We start from the raw sequence: 18,056 nt of genomic DNA, 5'->3' as shown, positions 1-18,056 counted from the left end.
CATGTCAACTATTTTTCACCGATTGCGCTTGGCATTGGGGAATAGGGAATGTCTCAGCCCTTGCATGCGCGCACGGCTCGGATTCCCTTTACGGAACGAAGAACGCGCGAAGCCGTCGAAGGCTCCGCGCGTCGTGTTCCGCATGGGTTAAGACAAGCATTTCTCGATGAGCGCCATGCGTAAATACAGCCCGTTCTGCGCCTGCCGGAAGTACGCGGCTCGCGGGTCGCGATCGACGGACGCCTCGATTTCGCCGGCCCGCGGCAGCGGGTGGAGAATAATCGAGTCGGAGCGCATCGCGTCCAGCACGGCGCCGTCGATCGTATACTTCCCGGCCGCCTTCTCGTACTCCTCGAGCGAGAAGAACCGTTCTTTCTGAATACGAGTTTGGTAAACGACGTCCGCGGTCTCCGCGACCTTCAGCAAATCGCTCGACTCTTCGAAGGAGACGCCTTTCTCCACCAAGTACCGCTTCACCTCGAGCGGAATTCGGACATTGTCGGGAGCGACGAAGTCGATATGCACGTTCCGATAATTCGTTAGCATATAGCTAAGCGAATGGACGGTGCGGCCGTTCGCGAGATCGCCGATCATCGCGATGCGAATGCCGTCGATGCGGCCGATTTCTTTTTGAATCGACAACAGATCGAGCAGCGCCTGGGTCGGATGCTCGCCGGCTCCGTCGCCGGCGTTGATGACCGGTACCGTCGCGACCGTCGCGGCCAGCTGCGCGGCGCCGATTTCCGTGTGCCGCATGACGATTAAGTCGCTGTACCCCGAGACGATTCGGATCGTGTCCTCCAGCGTCTCTCCCTTAATGGCGGACGAAAACTGCGCCGCGTTCTCCGTGCCGATCACCCGCCCGCCGAGCCGATGCATCGCCGACTCGAACGACAGCCTCGTCCGGGTGCTCGCCTCGAAAAACAACGTCGTCAAAATCTTGTTCGAAAACCGCGTGGAGCCGCCTTCCCGCACGACCCGCTCCATCTCGCCCGACGCGGCGAACAGCTCGTCCAGCGTCGCTCGGTCGAATTGTTTCGCCCCGAGCACATGAAATAAAGTATCCGACATGCTTCTTCCGCCGTCCCCCTGAACAAAATGCCAAGCTTTTCCCTCATCCTATCGCAACCTGCGCCCGCAAGCAACCGGTACGTCGACGATTCGCGTACAATCGCCAAGCCGAATCGGCGCGGCGAACCGGAACGGCCTCGTCGATGCGTTGCGCCCGGCATGCGCGCGGCTGTCTCGAAAGGATTCGAACGCAACAAAAAAGCCGGAAGCGTATGCTCCCGACTTGTTACGTACGTGGATTATGCCGAAACCGCTTCTTTCCGAAAGAGAGGCTCTAGGGCGCTTCTGAATTCTTGCAATTCTTTATCAGACGCCTGTAGAAATCCGCAAATGAGCTCGTTCGCGACCTCGTCGCCGAGCAGTTCTTTCAAATCGTTGACGACCCCAGTGCAAATCTTCTTTTCCATACCATGCACGCCCCTATCTTTTCGTTGTGGTTTCCCGCACCGGAAATGAGGCGTAAGCTCGAACTCGCCTCTTATTTTCGGCAGCTGGCTGACTTGGGTTTGAGCACCTTTAGTCCCTATAGCTTTGCGTCCCTGTTTTTCAGCAGGTTTGCCCTTCTCGCGTATAAGAGTGAGAATTGTTAATAGTATAACATAATTTGTCGATAAGTACAGACGTCCTTTTCTCGGGCGGCGCAGGGGCGCGTAGGAAACCAACCTTTCCCCGTTATTCTAAGGCGAGCGGTTCGATTACCACTCGGACAAAGAACCGTCCTTGTTTCGCCAAATCGGGTTGCGCCAACGATGGCCGATCGCGGCCATCTCCCGTACCTTCTCCTCGTTGATTTCGATGCCGAGTCCGGGACCCTCCAGCCGACGAACATAGCCGTCTTCGTATTCGAACACCGTCTTATCCGCCAAATAATCCAGTAGGTCCGAGCCTTGATTATAATGAATGCCGAGGCTTTGCTCCTGGATGAACGCGTTCGGCGTGCAGAAATCCAGCTGCAGCGAAGCCGCCAGCGCGATCGGCCCGAGCGGACAGTGGGGCGCCACGGACACGTCGTACGCCTCGGCCATCGCCGCGATTTTGCGCACCTCCCAGATGCCGCCGGCATGGCTGAGATCCGGCTGGATGATGTCCACCGCGCCGCCGGCGATCGCGTGCTTAAAATCCCAGCGCGTGAACATGCGTTCGCCGGTCGCGATCGGTACGGTCGTGACGCGAGCGAGCTCGAGCAGCGCCTCGTTGTTTTCCGGCAGCACTGGCTCCTCGATAAACATCGGTTTGTACGGTTCAAGCTCCTTCATCAGTACCTTCGCCATGCTCTTATGCACCCGTCCGTGGAAGTCGATCCCGATGCCGAGCTCGTACCCGACCGCTTCCCGTACCGCGGCGATGTTGGCGACGGCCGCGTCGATCTTCGCATGCGTGTCGATCCATTCCATCTCCGAGGTGCCGTTCATCTTCACCGCCGTATAGCCGGCCGCGATTTTCTCCCGCGCCGCGTTCGCCGTCTCGGCCGGCTTGTCGCCCCCGATCCATGCATATACGCGCACCTTGTCGCGCACGGCGCCGCCGAGCAGCTCATACACCGGTACGCCGAAGCGCTTGCCTTTGATGTCCCAGAGCGCCTGCTCGATGCCCGACATCGCGCTCGTCAAAATCGGTCCCCCGCGGTAAAACCCTCCCCGGTACATGACCTGCCACAAATCCTCGATATTGCCGGCTTCTTTCCCGATCAAGTAATCGGCCAGCTCCTCGACGGCCGTCTTCACCGTCGCCGCCCGCCCTTCGACGATCGGCTCGCCCCAGCCCGTCAGCCCGTCGTCCGTCGTCACCTTCAAAAACAGCCAACGCGGCTCCACCGTAAACAGTTCGACGCTTCGAATTTTCATGCCCGTCTCCCCTTATCCCCGATATTGTTCGAAAATGTCCTCCAAATGCAGCGTCATCTGCCGCCGAGCCGCCTCCGCGCGGCCCTCCGACACGGCATGGGCGATCAAAAGATGGTACGACGCGGTCTTCTCGTCCATGCCGCTCCACTTCATCGTGCGGCGCCGACTGTCGAGCAGCAAATCCGAAATTTGCCGCATCATCTCCCGCAGCACGACATTGCCGGAGGCGCCGGCGATCAGCTGATGAAATTCCATGTCCTCCCGCAGGAAATCCTCCCCGCGCGCAATCTTCTCTTGCATCGCCCGGGCGTTGTCGAGAATCGCCCGTTTCGCGTCGGCGTCGGCATGCGCCGCCGCCCGTGCCGCCAGCTCCGGCTCGATAACGAGCCTCGCCTCCGTCAGCTGCAGCAGCGTCGCGTTCTCGAGCGCGTCGAGCCGCTCCGTGCCGTCGCCGACGCCGCCGGCCACGTACGTGCCCCGGCCTTGCTCGATGCTGAGTACGCCTTGCTTGCCGAGAATTTTGACCGCCTCGCGCACCGAGGATACGCCCGTCCCGAATTCCCGGGACAGCTCCTCGATCGTCGGGATGCGCGAACCGACCCCCCAGACGCCTTCCCGAATCCGCGCCCGGATGCCTTCGTACACCGCTTCGTACGCAAGCCTCTTCAGCTTCATTCCCCCTCGGAACCAAATCATCATATGTATATGGTTATATTATAATAATTCATATGATGTTTCCACAAAAAAAACGCCCCGGCCCTGACGGCGCCGGGACGACTTCGTTTTCGATTATAGAGAACGAACGTCTAACTTACATACATGCTCGTACTTTCGGATGTCGCGGAAGACGTCCACGACCAAGCTATGCTCATGCACTTGCGCCCGCAGCTCGAAACGGAACGTCTGGTCGTCCAGCTCCGTCACCTTCGTTCCCTTCACCTTGATCTCGTGCCTTGCGAGATGCTCCTTCAGGCCCGCATAATGCTCCACGTCGCGGACGACGAACGCCACCAATATTTCTTTGGACGTTAAGGCGTCCGGTCCCCACCGTCGCAATAGATAGGGGATTAGATCGACGCCGATTAAAATAATGAGCAGCGAAATCCCCGCTTCCCGATAGTAGCCCGCCCCGACGGCGATGCCGAGACCCGAAGCGCTCCAAATCATCGCGGCCGTCGTAAGGCCGCTGATAACGTCGTCGTGGCGCTTGAGGATCACGCCCGCGCCGATGAAGCCAATGCCCGATACGATCTGCGCAGCCAGACGCAGCGGATCCATCATCATGTGGCCGACCTTCGGAAAATCGTATGCCGCTTGAATGGAGACGATCGTTAGCAAACAGCTGCTGACCGCGAGCACCAAGCAAGTCTTTAACCCCAGCGGCTTCTTCTTGAGCTCGCGATCGATCCCGATCACGAGACCGAATAACGCGGATAAGCCGATCTTTAATAAAACGAGGCTCACCGGTCGACCTCCTTTCATAGCTGTTTCGAATATATATATTCGGAATCGGCTGCCGTTATCCCGCGACGGCGGAACCGCCGGCGCCGGACCCCTCGCCCGCCCATTCGTTCCCTGAGGCCTCGATCATGTCGATGAACGCCTCCGCCAGCTCCGGGTCGAATTGTTTGCCCGAGAACGCGCGCAGCTCGGCGATCGCTTCCTCGAACGTCTTCGTCTTCTGGTAGGGGCGTTCGGTCGTCATCGCATCGAACGAATCGATGACGCAAAGCGCGCGGGCGAGCTTCGGAATTTCCTCGCCCTTCAGGCCGAAAGGGTAGCCGGACCCGTCGTACCGCTCGTGATGCAGCTCGATCAGCGGCAGCAGCGGTTTGAACTTGTCGTTGGTAGAGGCGATTTCCTTGCCCCAGGTCACGTGTTTTTTGACCATCTCCCATTCCTCGTTCGATAGCTTGCCCTTTTTATTGAGGACGTCGCGCGGGATTTCCAATTTTCCGATATCATGAATCAGCGCGCCGAGCACAAGCGTCTTCTTCTCGGCGTCGCTGAGCGACAGCCGATCGCTCAGCTCGAGCGCGTAACGATAAACTCGCTTGCAATGCTGGAACGTGTACACGTCTTTGGATAGGAAAATATTTAATTGCTGCTCGATTTCGCGAATGTCTTGCTCGATATCGAGGGTGCGCTGCAGCACCGAATCCTCGTTGTATACGTGTACGGCATTTTTCCCTTGGGCTTTGGCGTAATACATCGCTTGGTCCGCGCGGTCGACGAGTTGGTTTTTGTCGTACACGTCTTTCGAATACTCCGCCACGCCGGCCGAGAACGACAAACAACCGTGCGGGAACAGCTCGACCCCCTCGAAGTATGTGTCGTTGATTCGTTTGCGGATTTGGTTCGCGGCGGCGCACGCCGCATCGGCGCGAACGCCCGGCAAGATGATCGCGAACTCCTCGCCGCCGTATCGTGCGACGACGACGTCTTCCTGCTCGCATTGACGCCGCAGCTGCCCGCCGAAAAATTCAAGCAATTGGTCCCCTTTCAGATGACCGAAGGCGTCGTTATATTTCTTGAAATTGTCCAGGTCCAGCAACACCAGGGAAAACGGCGCCCCGGTCCGCCTCGCTTCCGCGAGCCGCGATTCGAGCGCCTCCTCGAAGTAGCTATGATTGTACAAGCCCGTGCGTTGGTCGTAGATCGCGCGCTCGGACACCGAACGATACAACTCGAACAGCAGCTTGAACGACTTCGAAATAAGGACGGCGATCGCCATAAACAAAAACAAGCCGAAGAACGGCGTTCTTTCGAAGAGGCTCGTCAGTACGAGCGATAACAGCAAAGTGCTCGCGTACGCAGATATCGACTCCTTGATTACGCCGTTGATGACGTTCAAAATCGGCTTCCCCATAATCATATGGTACAATCCGAAGATGAACGTGTTCACGACGAAGTACACCGCCAAACAAGCCAGGTAGATGTATACGCTCTCAACCTCGAGCACGCCGAAATGGCCGCCCATCCCCTTAAACATGACCGACGTCACGACGAGCATGATGACGTACATCGAAAAATTCGCCAAGTGCTTCCATACCGCGACCTCGCGCCGGATGACCGACAGAATGCCATAACTGAGCAGGAGGACGTACAACACTAGGTCTATGCCGTGCACGAACAAGGAGGCCAAAATGACGGCGGAATCCATCGACTGTTTCGTCCCGCTCGGAGGCAGCTGAAAATCCAAGTGATTGAGCACGACGACGGAAGCGACAAGCGCGTACAAAAGCACCCAATCGTTCAAGGCGAACGCCGGCGGGCGAACGAACGCGGCGAACAGACCGACGCCGCACGCGCACACGAGGATCACGTATAGATGTTGTCTTTCCTTCATCGCAGTTATATACGCCTTCGCGGTCTCTATCATCGTCCCCACCCGCATTTCCGCTAGTTTCACGTTATTATACACGAAAATCAGATAGGTTAATAGAATAAAGAAACGCGCTTGCGGCCCGGAAAACGAAAGAGCCGTTCATCGGGCCTGCGCCCCGATGAACGGCTCTTCGCGATTGCTGCATTAACCCCACTTATAGCCGGACGTCAACGCGACAATTACCGATGCGACGATAGCCGCGTTGACGATCAATTTCCCGAATTTGATGCCTTCGAATTGTTTTTTCATCATATATTCCTCCTAGGCAGGTTTCGATTTAGCCCCACTTGTAACCGGAAGTCAGCGCCACGATTACGGATGCGACGATAGCTGCGTTCACGATCAATTTGCCGAACTGAATGCCTTCCAACTTCTTCTTCATAGTAGAAAACCTCCCATTAGGATTAGATTGATTATTTGTATGTAAGCTATTGCATTATGCCCGCTGGAATTCCGTGCCTTTGCCATGATCCAAGCCATTCTTCTCGGCCGTCATAATCCGCTGCAGGAATACGAAGATCCCCACGTTCATGACGATATCGCCGATGCTGATGACCATCTCCCTCGGATAAGGGGCCACGACGGGGATAATATCCCCGAGGAACGGAAGCTTCGTATGCTCCATTAACGCGGCGTGCTTAAACACGACATCGTTCGTCCGGAGCATATCCGCGTATTCGAGACCGATCATGGAAGCGGCTTCCAAAGAAACCGGCATCGTGCCGCCGTTCAAGGCCATGACCAGAAAGTTTAAGAATACGCCGACAAAAATCGTCTTAAAACCTGGTTGTCTTCTGTTCAAAGCTACGAACAAAAGACCGATAACATAAATGACCATGATCGATATTCCCGTATACTGCTGCAGCGCTTCATTCCGGCCTTGCAGATAAAAATAACCGAACTGAAACAACAGGAGCAGCGGAAATATCCAACCTGCCACAAGCTGCAATCGGGATAATCCCTTCAGAGCGCCGAAGAAGCCTCCGCGAATCATTCCGACGATCAACCCGATCACGATTCCGTCATAAACCATGTCGTCTCTCCGCTCGTCGTTGGGCTTGTAACTGTTTTCAATATATCATGGATATATTGACATGTCTAGTACTTATTTGAAAAAAAGTTAAATTTTTATAACATTTTAAACGAAAACGCCTCCGGCGCAGCGATTCGGTACCCGTTATTCCTTCGGGCACCGATCCGTCTGCGGCGGAGGCGTTCGGCCGGCTATGCTCTATCGAAGTCCGTTGTTCTTCAGCCACGCCATGCTCGTCGCGACGCTCTCGAGCGGCGGGTTTTGGCAGTGGTCTTGTTCGACGATCAGCCACTCCGCGCCCGCTTCGGCGGACGCCTTCGCGATAGCCGTCAAATCGACCTCTCCCTTGCCGAGCTCTACCGTGACCGGTTTGCCCTCTTCGCGTCTCATATCTTTCATGTGCACGAGCGGTAGGCGGCCGCTGTACTTTCGGATATATCCGACCGGATCGACGCCCGCGTTATGAACCCAGCAAGCATCGAGCTCCACCTGCGCCGTCGGCGCGGCGTCGAAGATCGCATCGAGAAGCAGCTTGTCGCCGATCTTGCGCTCGAGCTCGAACGAGTGGTTATGGTACCCGAAGACGATGCCCCGTTCGACGCACTTGCGCGCGATCGACTCGATTTCGCGGCAGGTTTGCACCAGCGCCGCCTCGTCCGCGTATTTTTCTTCCGGCATCCACGGCACGACGAGGTACTTGTTGCCCAAGGTCAACGCATATTCGATTTCCTCGTCCGGCGCCTCCAACATACGGGCGAGCGATACGTGCGCGCCGAGCGCCTTGAGCCCTAATGCGTCCAATTCGGCCTTGAGCGTCTTCGCGTCCAATCCGCCGTAGCCCGCGAATTCCGCGCCTTCGTATCCGAGCTCCGCTACCTGCCGAAGCGTCCCGAGGAAATCGGACGCCGTTTCGTTCCGGAGCGTATACATTTGCAAACCGATCGACAATCTTGACATTTGAGCTTCATCTCCTAGTAGGTTGTTGACTTTACTGTACCCTGTTACCCTTGGTATCGTACATATACGATATCGCCCGAATATGAACTATCCGGCTATTTTTTCCGCGGCCGGGCTGTTAATCGAACCAGCCCTTGCGCTTAAACCACCAAAACATGGATAAACCGATCCCCGCCATGAACCCGAGCGCGACGAAGTAGCCCCACCGGGTCTCCAGCTCCGGCATATAAGAGAAATTCATCCCGTAGATGCCGGCGAGGAACGTCAGCGGCATAAAAATCGTCGTAATGACCGTCAGCGTCTTCATGATATTGTTCATTCGGTTGGCGTTCAAGGAGACGTAGCTGTCCCGAATGTCGGCGGTCATGTCGCGGTTGGATTCGATCATCTCCGACAGCTTCAGCAGATGGTCGTGTACGTCCGCGAAGTACGCCCGCACGTCTCCCATGCCCTGAATCCGTTCGCTGTTCACGATTCGATAGACGAGCTCCCGCATCGGGAAAATCGTGCGACGAAGCCGGAGCAGGTCGGACCGGATGTCGAACACTCGATCCATGATCGCGTCCGTAACGTCCCCCGCCCGGCGCTGGTCCATATCGAACAGCGCGTCCTCGATGCTGTACACGGCCGGAAAATACTGATCGACGACTTTATCTACAACCGTGTACAACGCGTATAACGGTCCTTGTCGAACCGCATCGCCGGAAGCGCTCCACTTCGCGAAGGCGTCTTCCAGCTCGGGCACGGCGCGAAGGTGGAAGGTAACCAGGAATCGTTCCGATAGGAAAAGATCCAGCTCATCGGTCTCGAGCGTCTGGGGCTGCAGCGTGTGCAGGACGAAGAAATGCACGTTCTCGTAATGATCCAGCTTCGGCCGCTGCAGCAGCTGCAAGCAGTCCTCGATCGCGAGCGGATGGAAACGGAACCGCGTCTCGAGCAGCGCGATCTCCTCCTCCGTCGGTTCGGAAAAATCGGTCCAAAACCAAACGATGTCCTCCCGCTCGAGCTCGTCCAGCGGCATGTCCTTATGCGTATGGCCGTCCGACGTGACGGCGATCGTTCGGATCATATGACGTTCCGCCCTTCTGGCCTCACGCCGGGTCCCGTTCCGCCGCCGGCAGCCGGATCGTGAACGTCGTTCCGCTGCCGACCTTGCTGCGCACGGAGATGAACCCGCCGTGATCGCTCATGATTTTTTGGCTGATCGAGAGGCCGAGGCCCGTCCCTTTCGCCTTCGTGGAGAAGAACGGCTGGAACAGTCTGGCGAGATGCTCGTCGGGAATGCCGACGCCCGTGTCCGTCACGTCCACGACCCCGAACTCGCCGCGCCGGTAAACGGCGATCGTCAGCGTCCCGCCCGGCTCCCCCATGGCGTCGATGCCGTTGCGAATGACGTTAATGAGCACCTGAACGATCTTATCCTTTTCCAACAAGGCGGAAATTGGCGCTTCGTCGGCGGTAATGCGCAGCTGGTGCCCGTGCTGGATCGCTTCGGATTCCGTCAGCTGCACCGCCGTTTGCACGCACTCCTGCACCGTCGTCCAGCTCGGGCGCAGCGCGGCGGGCTTGGAAAACTGCAGAAACTCGGCCGTCAGATCGCTCATGCGCTTGATCTCGTGCATGATGATGTCGTAGTAATCCGTTACGTTGTACCCGTTTTGTTTCGAAACCTGCAAAAACCCCTTCACTGTCGTAAGGGGATTCCGGATTTCATGCGCCATGCCGGCGGCGAGCTCGCCGACCGCCGTCAGCCGCTCGTTGTGCAGCCAATGCGCTTCGCGCTCCAGCCACAGACGCCGCTTCGTCTCCAGCATCCGCTTTTGCACCAAGGCGACGAACGCGACGGGGTCGCTTTCTTGGTCCGGAAACAAGGCGTAGCCGTATGCGAGCCGAATGTCCGCCACCTCCGGAATTTGCCGATCCAACGCGTTCTCGAGCGTCGCGGCGGGATTGTCCGGCATCGGAATGACGACCGCGAACTCGTCCGAGCCGTACCGTCCGATCAAGAGCGCCTCCGGAAAATACGACCGCAGCAAATTCGCCACGTTCTTCAGCGTCCCGTCGACCGTATGATACCCTTGCTCCGTGTTCAGCGACTTCACGTCGTCGCAGTCGACGAGGAAGAAGCACACCCGGACGCCTTCGGACAGCAGCGTCTGCAATCGGGCTTGGAACGTCTGAAAATTGAGGAGACCCGTCAGCAAGTCGTGCTGCGTCAAATACGTATACTCCTTAAGGAGCGACTTGCGGCTTCGGTCCAATTGCAAATACCAATCCGTCGCGAGCAGCGCGGCAAGGAAAAACGCCGCGTACAAAGCGAAATTGCCCCAATCCACCCCCGTCCCCCGCGCCTCCCAAGCTTCGCCCGCAAGGACGCCGGCGAGCGCGAGCGCCGCGAGCGACGGCCAAGCGACGGCCCTTCGCCGGACGGATTTCGCGATCCAAGCGGAGCCCAAACCGACGACGGTCGTCTCGACCATGTAGGGAACGTACGACTCCGTCGCGAGCAAGCCGCCTGCAAGCAATGCCGCGCCCGCGCCGAAGACGGTCGCTCGGGAGGAGCCGTGCAGCGCGCAAAGCGCGATCGGAGCCACATGAAAGCAAAGAAAGCGATAAGAATCCTCATTCCCGTTAAACGCGAGCAGTACGGCGCCGACAACGCCGTAATAGGCGCCGTACAACGCGTGCAGATACCGCTTCGAGCCTGCTTGAAGCGGTCGTTGAAACAGGTAGCTTCCGACGAATACGCCGGTAATGAGCAGTGCAGCGTTCACGATCAGCTCTCGTACCATATCCACCGCCTCGGCCTGAAAAAAGATGAGAGAGTCGATTAAAATATTCGCCTTCTGCAAACTTTTTCCTTCCGACGCCGTGCCGCGAATCGGGAAAACATGATTGGGGTTTCATGCCGCGCCGCGGATCGGGGAGAAAGATACGGAACTGCTCGTCCTTCCCCGAATTGGGTTGCCGTTTTTGGGTAGCGTTCCCTAAGCGGGCGGAATCCTATGCGCGGCAGGCCCCGTCCAGCCTTGCGCGGCGGCCGTCTCCGGCAGCACCTGCCGGAATTGCTTCGCGCGGGCCTCCCCCTTCACGTCCCCGGTAGATCCGAGCTGCAGGACGGAAGCCGACGACACCGCCAGAACGGTCAGACGCCCGACCCGAATCGCCCCCTCTTGCCGCACCGCCGCGTCTGCCGGCGCCGGAAGCTCGGGCGGCGCGGGAATCGCGGCGCCGAACAACGGGTAATGGCCGAAGTCGCCCTCGTCCCCAAGGTAAACGGGGATTTCCCGCTTCACCGCGATGGCCCGGGAACGAGCGTCGATGCGGCGGCCGTCGCCGATCAAGACGATGCTCGAGGACGATACGCTGTTCACGTACACCTCGGCGACGATCGAGGAGCGCGCCGCCCGTCTCATCGGCCGCTCGACCCTTCCGGCGGCAGCGGCCGGATCGGGGCGACGATGATGGACTCGGGCGGCGTGTCGAATACCGAGGCGTTGCGGATGCTGCACGCATCCCCGACGAGCAGCACGGATGCGCTCGCGACAGCGACGACGCGGATCGAACCGACGGACAGCTCGCGATTGACGACGTTCAGTTGAATCATGTTTCGAGTTCCTCCTTCCGGGCCGAATGCGTTCGTTTGCCCGCGACGAAGCTGCGCAGCGCCGCCTCCACGTCGCGAATCGTTCGATCCGCCACAGACCCTTCGAACGCGGCCGGATCGCGGGAAGGGTCGAGTTCCGACAGCTTCATGTAATATTGAATCCGGCCGTCGACTTGGGCCGCCAAATCGGCGACGACGCGGTCGACCTCCTCCGGTTCGAGCTCGTACTCCGCCGCTTCGCAAAGCCCTGCCAGCAACGGGGGCACCGCGTTGTGCAAATACTCGCGCACCGCGCGCTGGATATTCAGGAACGGCGACGGCGGCGGCGCGGCGGGGGGCGGCGCGGCGCCGATTGGATCGGCGGCCGGCACGACGTTCGGCGTCGGCAGCTCCGCCTCCCCAAGCGACCAGATCGGCTCCGCGCCCGCTTGCTCCGGCCGAATGCCGATATGCAAGGTGCCTTGCAGCGTATCGATCTTTAACTGATCGAAGCGGTATTCGATCTTTTCGACGGCGTGCGTCGGTCTGCGCTTCCACTCCTCGGCCTCGGCCTCCAGCTTCGCCAGGCGCTCCTCCGCCCTCGCCAGCCGTTCGGCCAGCGACGCGATCTCGGCGATCCATCGGTGCATCTCCACGGCCTTCCCTCCTTCTCCGTAATATGTATGCGGCAGAGAAGGAAGTTAGCTTAGCTTACCGGAAGTCGAGCGGGCGAGGGCAGCGGCACGATGGGCGCCGGCAGCGGCACGCCGACCGGCTCCGGTGCCGGTCCCGCGAAGCCGCCGGTATTGTATAAATTCGAAAGCGAGCTGATTTGGCCGGACGTGCCGATTTGAAGAACGGACGAGTTAGAGACGTTTTCGACCCGCAATTGATGGATTACGATGCTCTGGTGTACCGTCCAGTTCACGACACCACCCCGCCTTGTTCGCTCAGGTTGGTGGAATCGTTCACGTCCGCATCCTGCGTATTCGTATTGCTGATCGCCTGCCGCGTGTTCGAGAGGTCGCCCGTCACGAACGACCCGGCGCCCGCGAACGTCTTGGAGCTGCTGTTCGGGCTCATCTGATAGGCATCTCCGAAATTGACGATCGAGCTCGGGCCGACGCTTAAGATTTTGACATTGCCCACGATCGATGGCATGGTCGTTCCCTCCCCGCCGGAATATGACTCATCATATGTGGGTCCTCGCCCGGATGTGCAGGAAGCGCCCCTCCGGGAAATCGAACCATCGAGCACCGGCGGCCGTCTTCGCCCATATACTGTCATCGGTAACGTCAAGCAGCGCCTGCGGACGGAAGGAGATACGGATGTCATGAGCGACGGAGCCTGGAATAAGGACGGTTGGGATACGTTCAGGCGATGGATGAACGAAAGCCTGCCTTTCGCTTCCGACGGGGACGACTTTCGTTGGGTAACCGATTACGTGGACAGCGTCGTGAAGGAGGCGTTGGCGGCTCCGGCCGGGAAAACTGCGGGAAAGCGGCCGCCGGATGCGGGGGGAAAGCCGTTGTCCTACGAGCTGTTCCAAACCCACCGGCATGTCATCGTCCGGTTCGCCGTCCCCGAGCGTTGGAAGCCTCGTCGGCTTCGCGTCTTCGCGGGATGGCAGCGTCTCCGCCTCGAAGGGCTCCCGAACGGGGCCAAGCAAGTCGTCGCGCTGCCCGCGTTGGTCTACTCCGATTCGGCCAGAGCTTTGTATAAAGACGGCGTACTGCAGGTCAAGTTGATGAAACGCCGAGATAACGAGCGCTTCGAAGAGGTGTACGTTCGTTATGAATAAGCGCCGTTCGGAACGCAGCGCCCGAGAACGCGCAAGGGCCGTCTCTTCCGTCGGTCGCGCGGCGAAGTGACAGCCCTTGGCTGGAGAAAATATTAAATTATGCCGGTTGTCCGTCGGTCGATTCGACCGAGGTGGCGGCGACTTCGCCCGCGATGTCGCCGTAGCGTCGGAGCATCTCGTTCGCGGAGATGGCGATCCGTTTCGGGACGAGCATCTCGGCGCGTTCGTCGAGCCGATCTTTGCCCTGCGGATGGATAACGGATAAGAGACATTTCAAATACAATTTCGTCGCGACCGAGAAGAAGCCCCGCGGCAAGTCGGCGACCGTGAAGCCGAATTGCTCGACGCCGCGGTTGACCATCGACGTCCCGACGACCGCTTTCACCGACTTGGCATCGCCCCGTAAGAACACCGATGCGGCCAGCGCCGGCATCGCCTTCTCCATCGCCCGAATGAGCTGGATGGCCAGCTGCAGCGGCGAGCGGGATTTGCGGCCGAATTCGTATAACAGCCCGTTGTTCATGTGCAGTTCGACGATCTTGTCCCCGGCGCGCAAGGCGTCGCCGTCGGCGAGCGGAATCGTCTCCCCGTGGTATGCCGTAATGCGGTAGAACAGGAAGCTCCTCGGATCGCCGGGCACGGCGGACTGCAGCCGGAACAACGCGTGGAAGCACCGTTCCCAGAGGAGCCATGCGGCGACGAGCGCTTTGCGAAGCGGGCCGGGCTCGCGCTTTGCCCTCGCCTTCGCCGTCGTCTGGATCAGCTCGTCCACGCGAACGAACGAGAAGCCCCGCTCCAACGCCTCCGGGATGAACTTCTCCAGCGCCGCGATCGTATGCTTCGGCGCCCCGATGTCGGCCCCGAACGTATTTCCGCAGTCGTGCAGCAAGTACACTTGGCCGCCGCGAAGCGACTTCGACAATCGCGCGCCGATCTTCTCCGCGCCCGTCGATTCCCGCCAATCGCCCGCCATCATGGACCAGAGCACGATCTGCATTCGACTCCGGCTCGCGAAGTCGAACACGTTCATAACGCCCCACGGGGGACGATAGAGCTTCGGCTTCTCGCCGGTGATGCGTTCGATCGCCTCGGCCGTCATCCGCACCTGCTTCGCGACCGTCTTCGGCCGCATCAACCAGTTGCTGCGGTGTAAGTAATTATGAATCCCGATCGAGTGGCCTTCCCGGTGCATGCGCTCTACGATCTCGGGATGCGCCTCCGCATGCTTGCCGACGACGAAGAAGGTCGCCTTCACGCCGTACCGCTGCAGCACGTCGAGCAGCCGAGGCGTGTACACCGGGTCCGGCCCGTCGTCGAACGTCAAGCTGACGTGACGGTCGGACAACCCTTTCTTGAATACGCGAAAACCGAACATTCGGCTGATCAATCCCGGAAGGAACGCGTAAAACGTGAAGAAATAAAACAAATAGAGCAGAACCGTGCTCACGCTCTCCCCCCTCAACTCCGTAAGCGAATCGTTGCTTGCGGCTCGTCCCCATAGCCTTACTCAACCGCACGAAGAATATTATAGCATTCGATCTGTTAGTTTTCAGCAAATACCTTCGGCGAAGCCCGCGAAAAGACGACGGAGAGCGAACGCTCCGCCGTCTCGAGCGTAAGTACGGTTACGGCCGCGATCCGCTTTCCGCCTTCGCGAGCGCGTCCATCACGGCGCGAAATACGGCCGTCGCCCGGTTCGGCGACTCCGGCGGACGCGCCTCCGCCAGTACGGCGACCGCGTACCTTGGACGATCCGCCGGCCCGTAACCGACGAACCATTGGTGTACTGCCGGGCGGCCGTCGACGACGACCTCCGCGGTCCCGGATTTGCCCGCGAGCGGCCATATCGCCGCTTGGAGCGACGCCCCGGTGCCGCCGTCCGCGGCGACGCGCTCCAGCATGCGCCGCACGGCGAATGCCGTCGCCGGCGACAGCGAGGCTCGGAAGTCGTTCAGCCGCTTGCGCTCATACCGTTCCAGCGCGACGCCGTCGGCCGTCCGGAGCGCGGAAGCCGCGCGGGGCGACGCCGCCGCGCCGCCGCGCAGCAACGTCACCATCCAATTCGCCGCGGCGAGCGGCGTCAGCCGCGCATCCCGCTGCCCGATGGCGGTTTGCGCCAACACTCCTCCGTCCGCCGCGTCCGCCGCTCCGGCGAACAGCCGGCCGGGCTGCTCCTCCGGAAGCTGCCGGACGGGGGTGCCGTCCACCGCGGAGACGCCGCGCCACCCGACCGTCCCGGTCAGTCCCAGCGCCTCCCCATACCGTTGCAGCGTCGGTCCGGTCAGTCGTTCGCCCACTGCCGCGAACGCTACGTTGCACGATTGCGCCAGCGCCTCCTCGAACGTCAAGCGTCCGTGCCCGCCTTCCTTCCAGCAGGTCAGCCCGTATCGATCGTAGGTGCCGTCGCAGTCGAACGATTCGCGCGGCGAGACGACGCCTTCTTCCAACGCGACGGCGGCGATGAACGATTTCATGACCGAGCCCGGCGCGACGGCGCGGATCGCCCGGTTCGCCCAATCGTCGCCGGCCGGCGACAGCCGCTCCGCGTCGAATGTCGGACGGCTCGCCATGGCGACGACGTCCGCGGTAGCGGCGTCGAGCACGACGACCGCCCCTGCGGGCAATCCGACCGCGTCGATCGCGTCCTCGATCGCCCGCTGAAGCGAAGCGTCGAGCGTCGTCGCAAGACGAACCGGATAATACGGATTGTCGCCCCCGATCGTCTTCACCCCAAGTCCCTCCAACCGTTCTCCGCTCCCGGCGGCGTAGGAGACGATCCGCTTCTCGCCGGCGCTCTGAAGCTGCCGGTCGAACGCCAGCTCCAGCCCCGCGGCGCCGATCGGCGTCGACAAGGATAACCGTCCTTCCCGCACCTGTCGGGCGTACGCCGACGCCAGCCGCTCCGGCTGCTCCGCGACGAAGCCGACCAAGTGGGCCGCGAGCCGGCGCTCCGGATATCGCGTTTGGCGCCCGGCCACGACGGCGCCCGCCAGCCTCATTCTTCGAATCGCCTCCGCTTGCGCCGCCGTCAGCGGCTCCGGCGTGTCGCGCGCGCCTCCGGCGTTCCACCAGGCGGGACGTTGCAGCGCCCGCCATGCCGCAAGCAGCCGGCTCGGCGGCACCTCAAGCAGACGGGCCAACGCCTGCAGCTCCGTCTCGGTCAACCGTTCCGCCCCGCCCGGCAGCAGCAGCAGCCCCTCCTCCGTGCGACCGGTCAGCGGCACCCCGCTGCGGTCGACGATGTGCCCCCGCCCCGGATCCAGCGTAACCCCCTGGGCGCGCTGGCGCACCGACAGCGCCGCCGCCTCCGCGCCTCGGGGAAGCGAGGAGCCGACCTGCAGCCAAAAGAGCCGGCCCGCCAGCAGCGCGATCATGGCGGTGAACGCCAGCAACAGATGAAACAACCGCCGAATCCGCATCTCGCTGCGCACCTCCGCTTCGCCCTCATCCTGGAGCTCGTTCGAGTATCTTCTCCCAGTATGCGCTGGCGTCGCAACAAACAAACGCCGCCTCGGCGGCAAGCCGAAGCGGCGTTCATGGAACGAGCGGTCGTTACAAACGGAATTGATTCAGCGTGTCGCGCAGACGGACGGACACGTCCTCGAGCCGTCCGGCCAAGCCGACGAGCGATTCGCCGACCTGCAGCTGATCGGCGCTCAGGCTCGCCACCTGTTCGGTCGTCGCCGACGATTGCTGCGCGACGGCGCTGACGCTCGCCATCGCGTCGGAGAGCGTGCGCTGCGTCGCTTCCAATTGGCGGATCGCCTCGGAGACGCCGTCCAACTGACCGACGAACTCCCCCATCCGATCGTTCACGGACAAGAAGATTTCGTTCGACTGCTTCACCGATGCGATCTGTTCTTGGAACAGCGGATACGCTTGTCCCATGAGGCCGACCGTCTCGTCGATTTCGGCGCGAATCCGATCCGTAATGCCGCCGACGGTCTCGATGGATTGCTTGGACTGGTCCGCAAGCTTGCGGATTTCGTCCGCGACGACCATGAAGCCGCGTCCCGCTTCGCCGGCGCGCGCCGCCTCGATCGTAGCGTTCAATGACAAAATATTCGTCTGCTTCGTAATATTGTTCAAGAGCGCAAGGATTTCCCGAATCGATCTCGTGCTCTTCTGCAAGTCCTCCACCTTGTTCACCATCGACTGCGTCAGCCGTTCCGTCTCCGCCGTCTTCGCGCTGAGCTCGTTCATATACTCCGCGCCTTGCTGGCTGGAATGCCGAATATCGGCGGCGGCCGCCGCCATCTGCTCGTTCGCCTGCATCGCGACGACCATCTTGTTTCCCATGACGGACGTCACGTCCGTGACCTTCTCCGCTTCCACCGCTACGTTGGAGGCGCCGATCGCGATTTGCTCCGTCGCCG

At 60.3% G+C, this 18,056-nt stretch carries 19 protein-coding genes and 1 riboswitch; of the genes, 1 reads left to right on the top strand and 18 read right to left on the bottom strand.

Annotated elements, in window-relative coordinates; translation table 11 throughout:
• Nucleotides 1–147: 147 nt before the first annotated feature.
• From pyrB to VEZ38_RS11530, 15 genes are all read right to left on the bottom strand, one after another.
• The gene (gene pyrB / locus VEZ38_RS11600) at nt 148–1,071 is read right to left on the bottom strand and encodes an aspartate carbamoyltransferase (RefSeq protein WP_324893522.1); all 924 of its coding nucleotides are present in this window, start codon (nt 1,069–1,071) and stop codon (nt 148–150) included.
• A 239-nt stretch (nt 1,072–1,310) separates the two neighbouring features.
• A complete protein-coding gene (locus VEZ38_RS11595) occupies nt 1,311–1,478 on the bottom strand; it encodes a hypothetical protein (protein WP_324893521.1) in 168 nt (55 codons plus the stop codon).
• Between the two features lie 76 nt (nt 1,479–1,554).
• Nucleotides 1,555–1,641, bottom strand: a riboswitch (cyclic di-GMP riboswitch).
• Nucleotides 1,642–1,766: 125 nt separating this feature from the next.
• The gene (gene dgoD / locus VEZ38_RS11590; protein ID WP_324893520.1) at nt 1,767–2,915 is read right to left on the bottom strand and encodes a galactonate dehydratase; all 1,149 of its coding nucleotides are present in this window, start codon (nt 2,913–2,915) and stop codon (nt 1,767–1,769) included.
• 12 nt (nt 2,916–2,927) lie between these two features.
• Nucleotides 2,928–3,590, bottom strand: a complete 663-nt coding sequence (locus VEZ38_RS11585; RefSeq protein ID WP_324893519.1) for a FadR/GntR family transcriptional regulator — start codon at nt 3,588–3,590, stop codon at nt 2,928–2,930.
• A gap of 114 nt (nt 3,591–3,704) precedes the next feature.
• On the bottom strand, nt 3,705–4,397 hold the full coding sequence (locus VEZ38_RS11580; RefSeq protein ID WP_414694706.1) for an MgtC/SapB family protein: 693 nt from the start codon (nt 4,395–4,397) through the stop codon (nt 3,705–3,707).
• A 37-nt stretch (nt 4,398–4,434) separates the two neighbouring features.
• Nucleotides 4,435–6,264: a diguanylate cyclase gene (locus VEZ38_RS11575; protein WP_324893517.1), complete on the bottom strand. Its 1,830-nt coding sequence runs from the start codon at nt 6,262–6,264 to the stop codon at nt 4,435–4,437.
• Between the two features lie 475 nt (nt 6,265–6,739).
• Nucleotides 6,740–7,336 (bottom strand): DUF5317 domain-containing protein, encoded by a 597-nt coding sequence (locus tag VEZ38_RS11570; protein ID WP_324893516.1) that lies wholly within the window; start codon nt 7,334–7,336, stop codon nt 6,740–6,742.
• A 198-nt stretch (nt 7,337–7,534) separates the two neighbouring features.
• Nucleotides 7,535–8,293, bottom strand: coding sequence for a sugar phosphate isomerase/epimerase (locus tag VEZ38_RS11565; protein WP_324893515.1), 759 nt, complete (start codon nt 8,291–8,293; stop codon nt 7,535–7,537).
• A gap of 118 nt (nt 8,294–8,411) precedes the next feature.
• Nucleotides 8,412–9,362, bottom strand: coding sequence for a magnesium/cobalt transporter CorA (corA, locus tag VEZ38_RS11560; protein WP_324893514.1), 951 nt, complete (start codon nt 9,360–9,362; stop codon nt 8,412–8,414).
• Nucleotides 9,363–9,384: 22 nt separating this feature from the next.
• A complete protein-coding gene (locus VEZ38_RS11555) occupies nt 9,385–11,085 on the bottom strand; it encodes an ATP-binding protein (RefSeq protein ID WP_324893513.1) in 1,701 nt (566 codons plus the stop codon).
• A gap of 195 nt (nt 11,086–11,280) precedes the next feature.
• Complete coding sequence (locus tag VEZ38_RS11550; RefSeq protein WP_324893512.1) at nt 11,281–11,709, bottom strand: spore germination protein GerPE; 429 nt, start codon at nt 11,707–11,709, stop codon at nt 11,281–11,283.
• Complete coding sequence (locus VEZ38_RS11545) at nt 11,706–11,900, bottom strand: spore gernimation protein GerPD (protein ID WP_414694705.1); 195 nt, start codon at nt 11,898–11,900, stop codon at nt 11,706–11,708. Before VEZ38_RS11545 ends, VEZ38_RS11550 begins: the two co-directional genes overlap by 4 nt.
• Nucleotides 11,897–12,529: a spore germination protein GerPC gene (gene gerPC, locus VEZ38_RS11540; RefSeq protein ID WP_324893545.1), complete on the bottom strand. Its 633-nt coding sequence runs from the start codon at nt 12,527–12,529 to the stop codon at nt 11,897–11,899. Before gerPC ends, VEZ38_RS11545 begins: the two co-directional genes overlap by 4 nt.
• A 56-nt stretch (nt 12,530–12,585) precedes the next feature.
• Complete coding sequence (locus VEZ38_RS11535) at nt 12,586–12,807, bottom strand: spore germination protein GerPB (RefSeq protein ID WP_324893511.1); 222 nt, start codon at nt 12,805–12,807, stop codon at nt 12,586–12,588.
• On the bottom strand, nt 12,804–13,040 hold the full coding sequence (locus VEZ38_RS11530; protein ID WP_324893510.1) for a spore germination protein: 237 nt from the start codon (nt 13,038–13,040) through the stop codon (nt 12,804–12,806). The genes VEZ38_RS11535 and VEZ38_RS11530 overlap by 4 nt, the downstream gene beginning before the upstream one ends.
• 172 nt (nt 13,041–13,212) lie before the next feature.
• Here VEZ38_RS11530 and VEZ38_RS11525 point away from each other — a divergent pair, with 172 nt between their 5' ends.
• Entirely contained in the window at nt 13,213–13,680 is a 468-nt protein-coding gene (locus VEZ38_RS11525; protein ID WP_324893509.1) for an Hsp20/alpha crystallin family protein, read from the top strand.
• 97 nt (nt 13,681–13,777) lie between these two features.
• On the opposite strand, the gene VEZ38_RS11520 is transcribed toward VEZ38_RS11525, so the two are convergent.
• The 3 genes from VEZ38_RS11520 to VEZ38_RS11510 all read right to left on the bottom strand — a co-directional run.
• Nucleotides 13,778–15,127 (bottom strand): polysaccharide deacetylase family protein, encoded by a 1,350-nt coding sequence (locus VEZ38_RS11520; RefSeq protein ID WP_324893508.1) that lies wholly within the window; start codon nt 15,125–15,127, stop codon nt 13,778–13,780.
• Nucleotides 15,128–15,305: 178 nt separating this feature from the next.
• Nucleotides 15,306–17,099, bottom strand: coding sequence for a peptidoglycan D,D-transpeptidase FtsI family protein (locus tag VEZ38_RS11515; RefSeq protein WP_324893507.1), 1,794 nt, complete (start codon nt 17,097–17,099; stop codon nt 15,306–15,308).
• Nucleotides 17,100–17,232: 133 nt separating this feature from the next.
• The coding region (locus VEZ38_RS11510; RefSeq protein WP_324893506.1) for a methyl-accepting chemotaxis protein at nt 17,233–18,056 on the bottom strand (824 nt) is incomplete at its 5' end.

It is taken from the genome of Paenibacillus sp. (assembly GCF_035645235.1).
Lineage (GTDB): Bacteria > Bacillota > Bacilli > Paenibacillales > YIM-B00363 > Paenibacillus_AE.
Note: the sequence above shows the minus strand (reverse complement) of the source record. Positions and strands in the feature narration are given on the sequence as shown.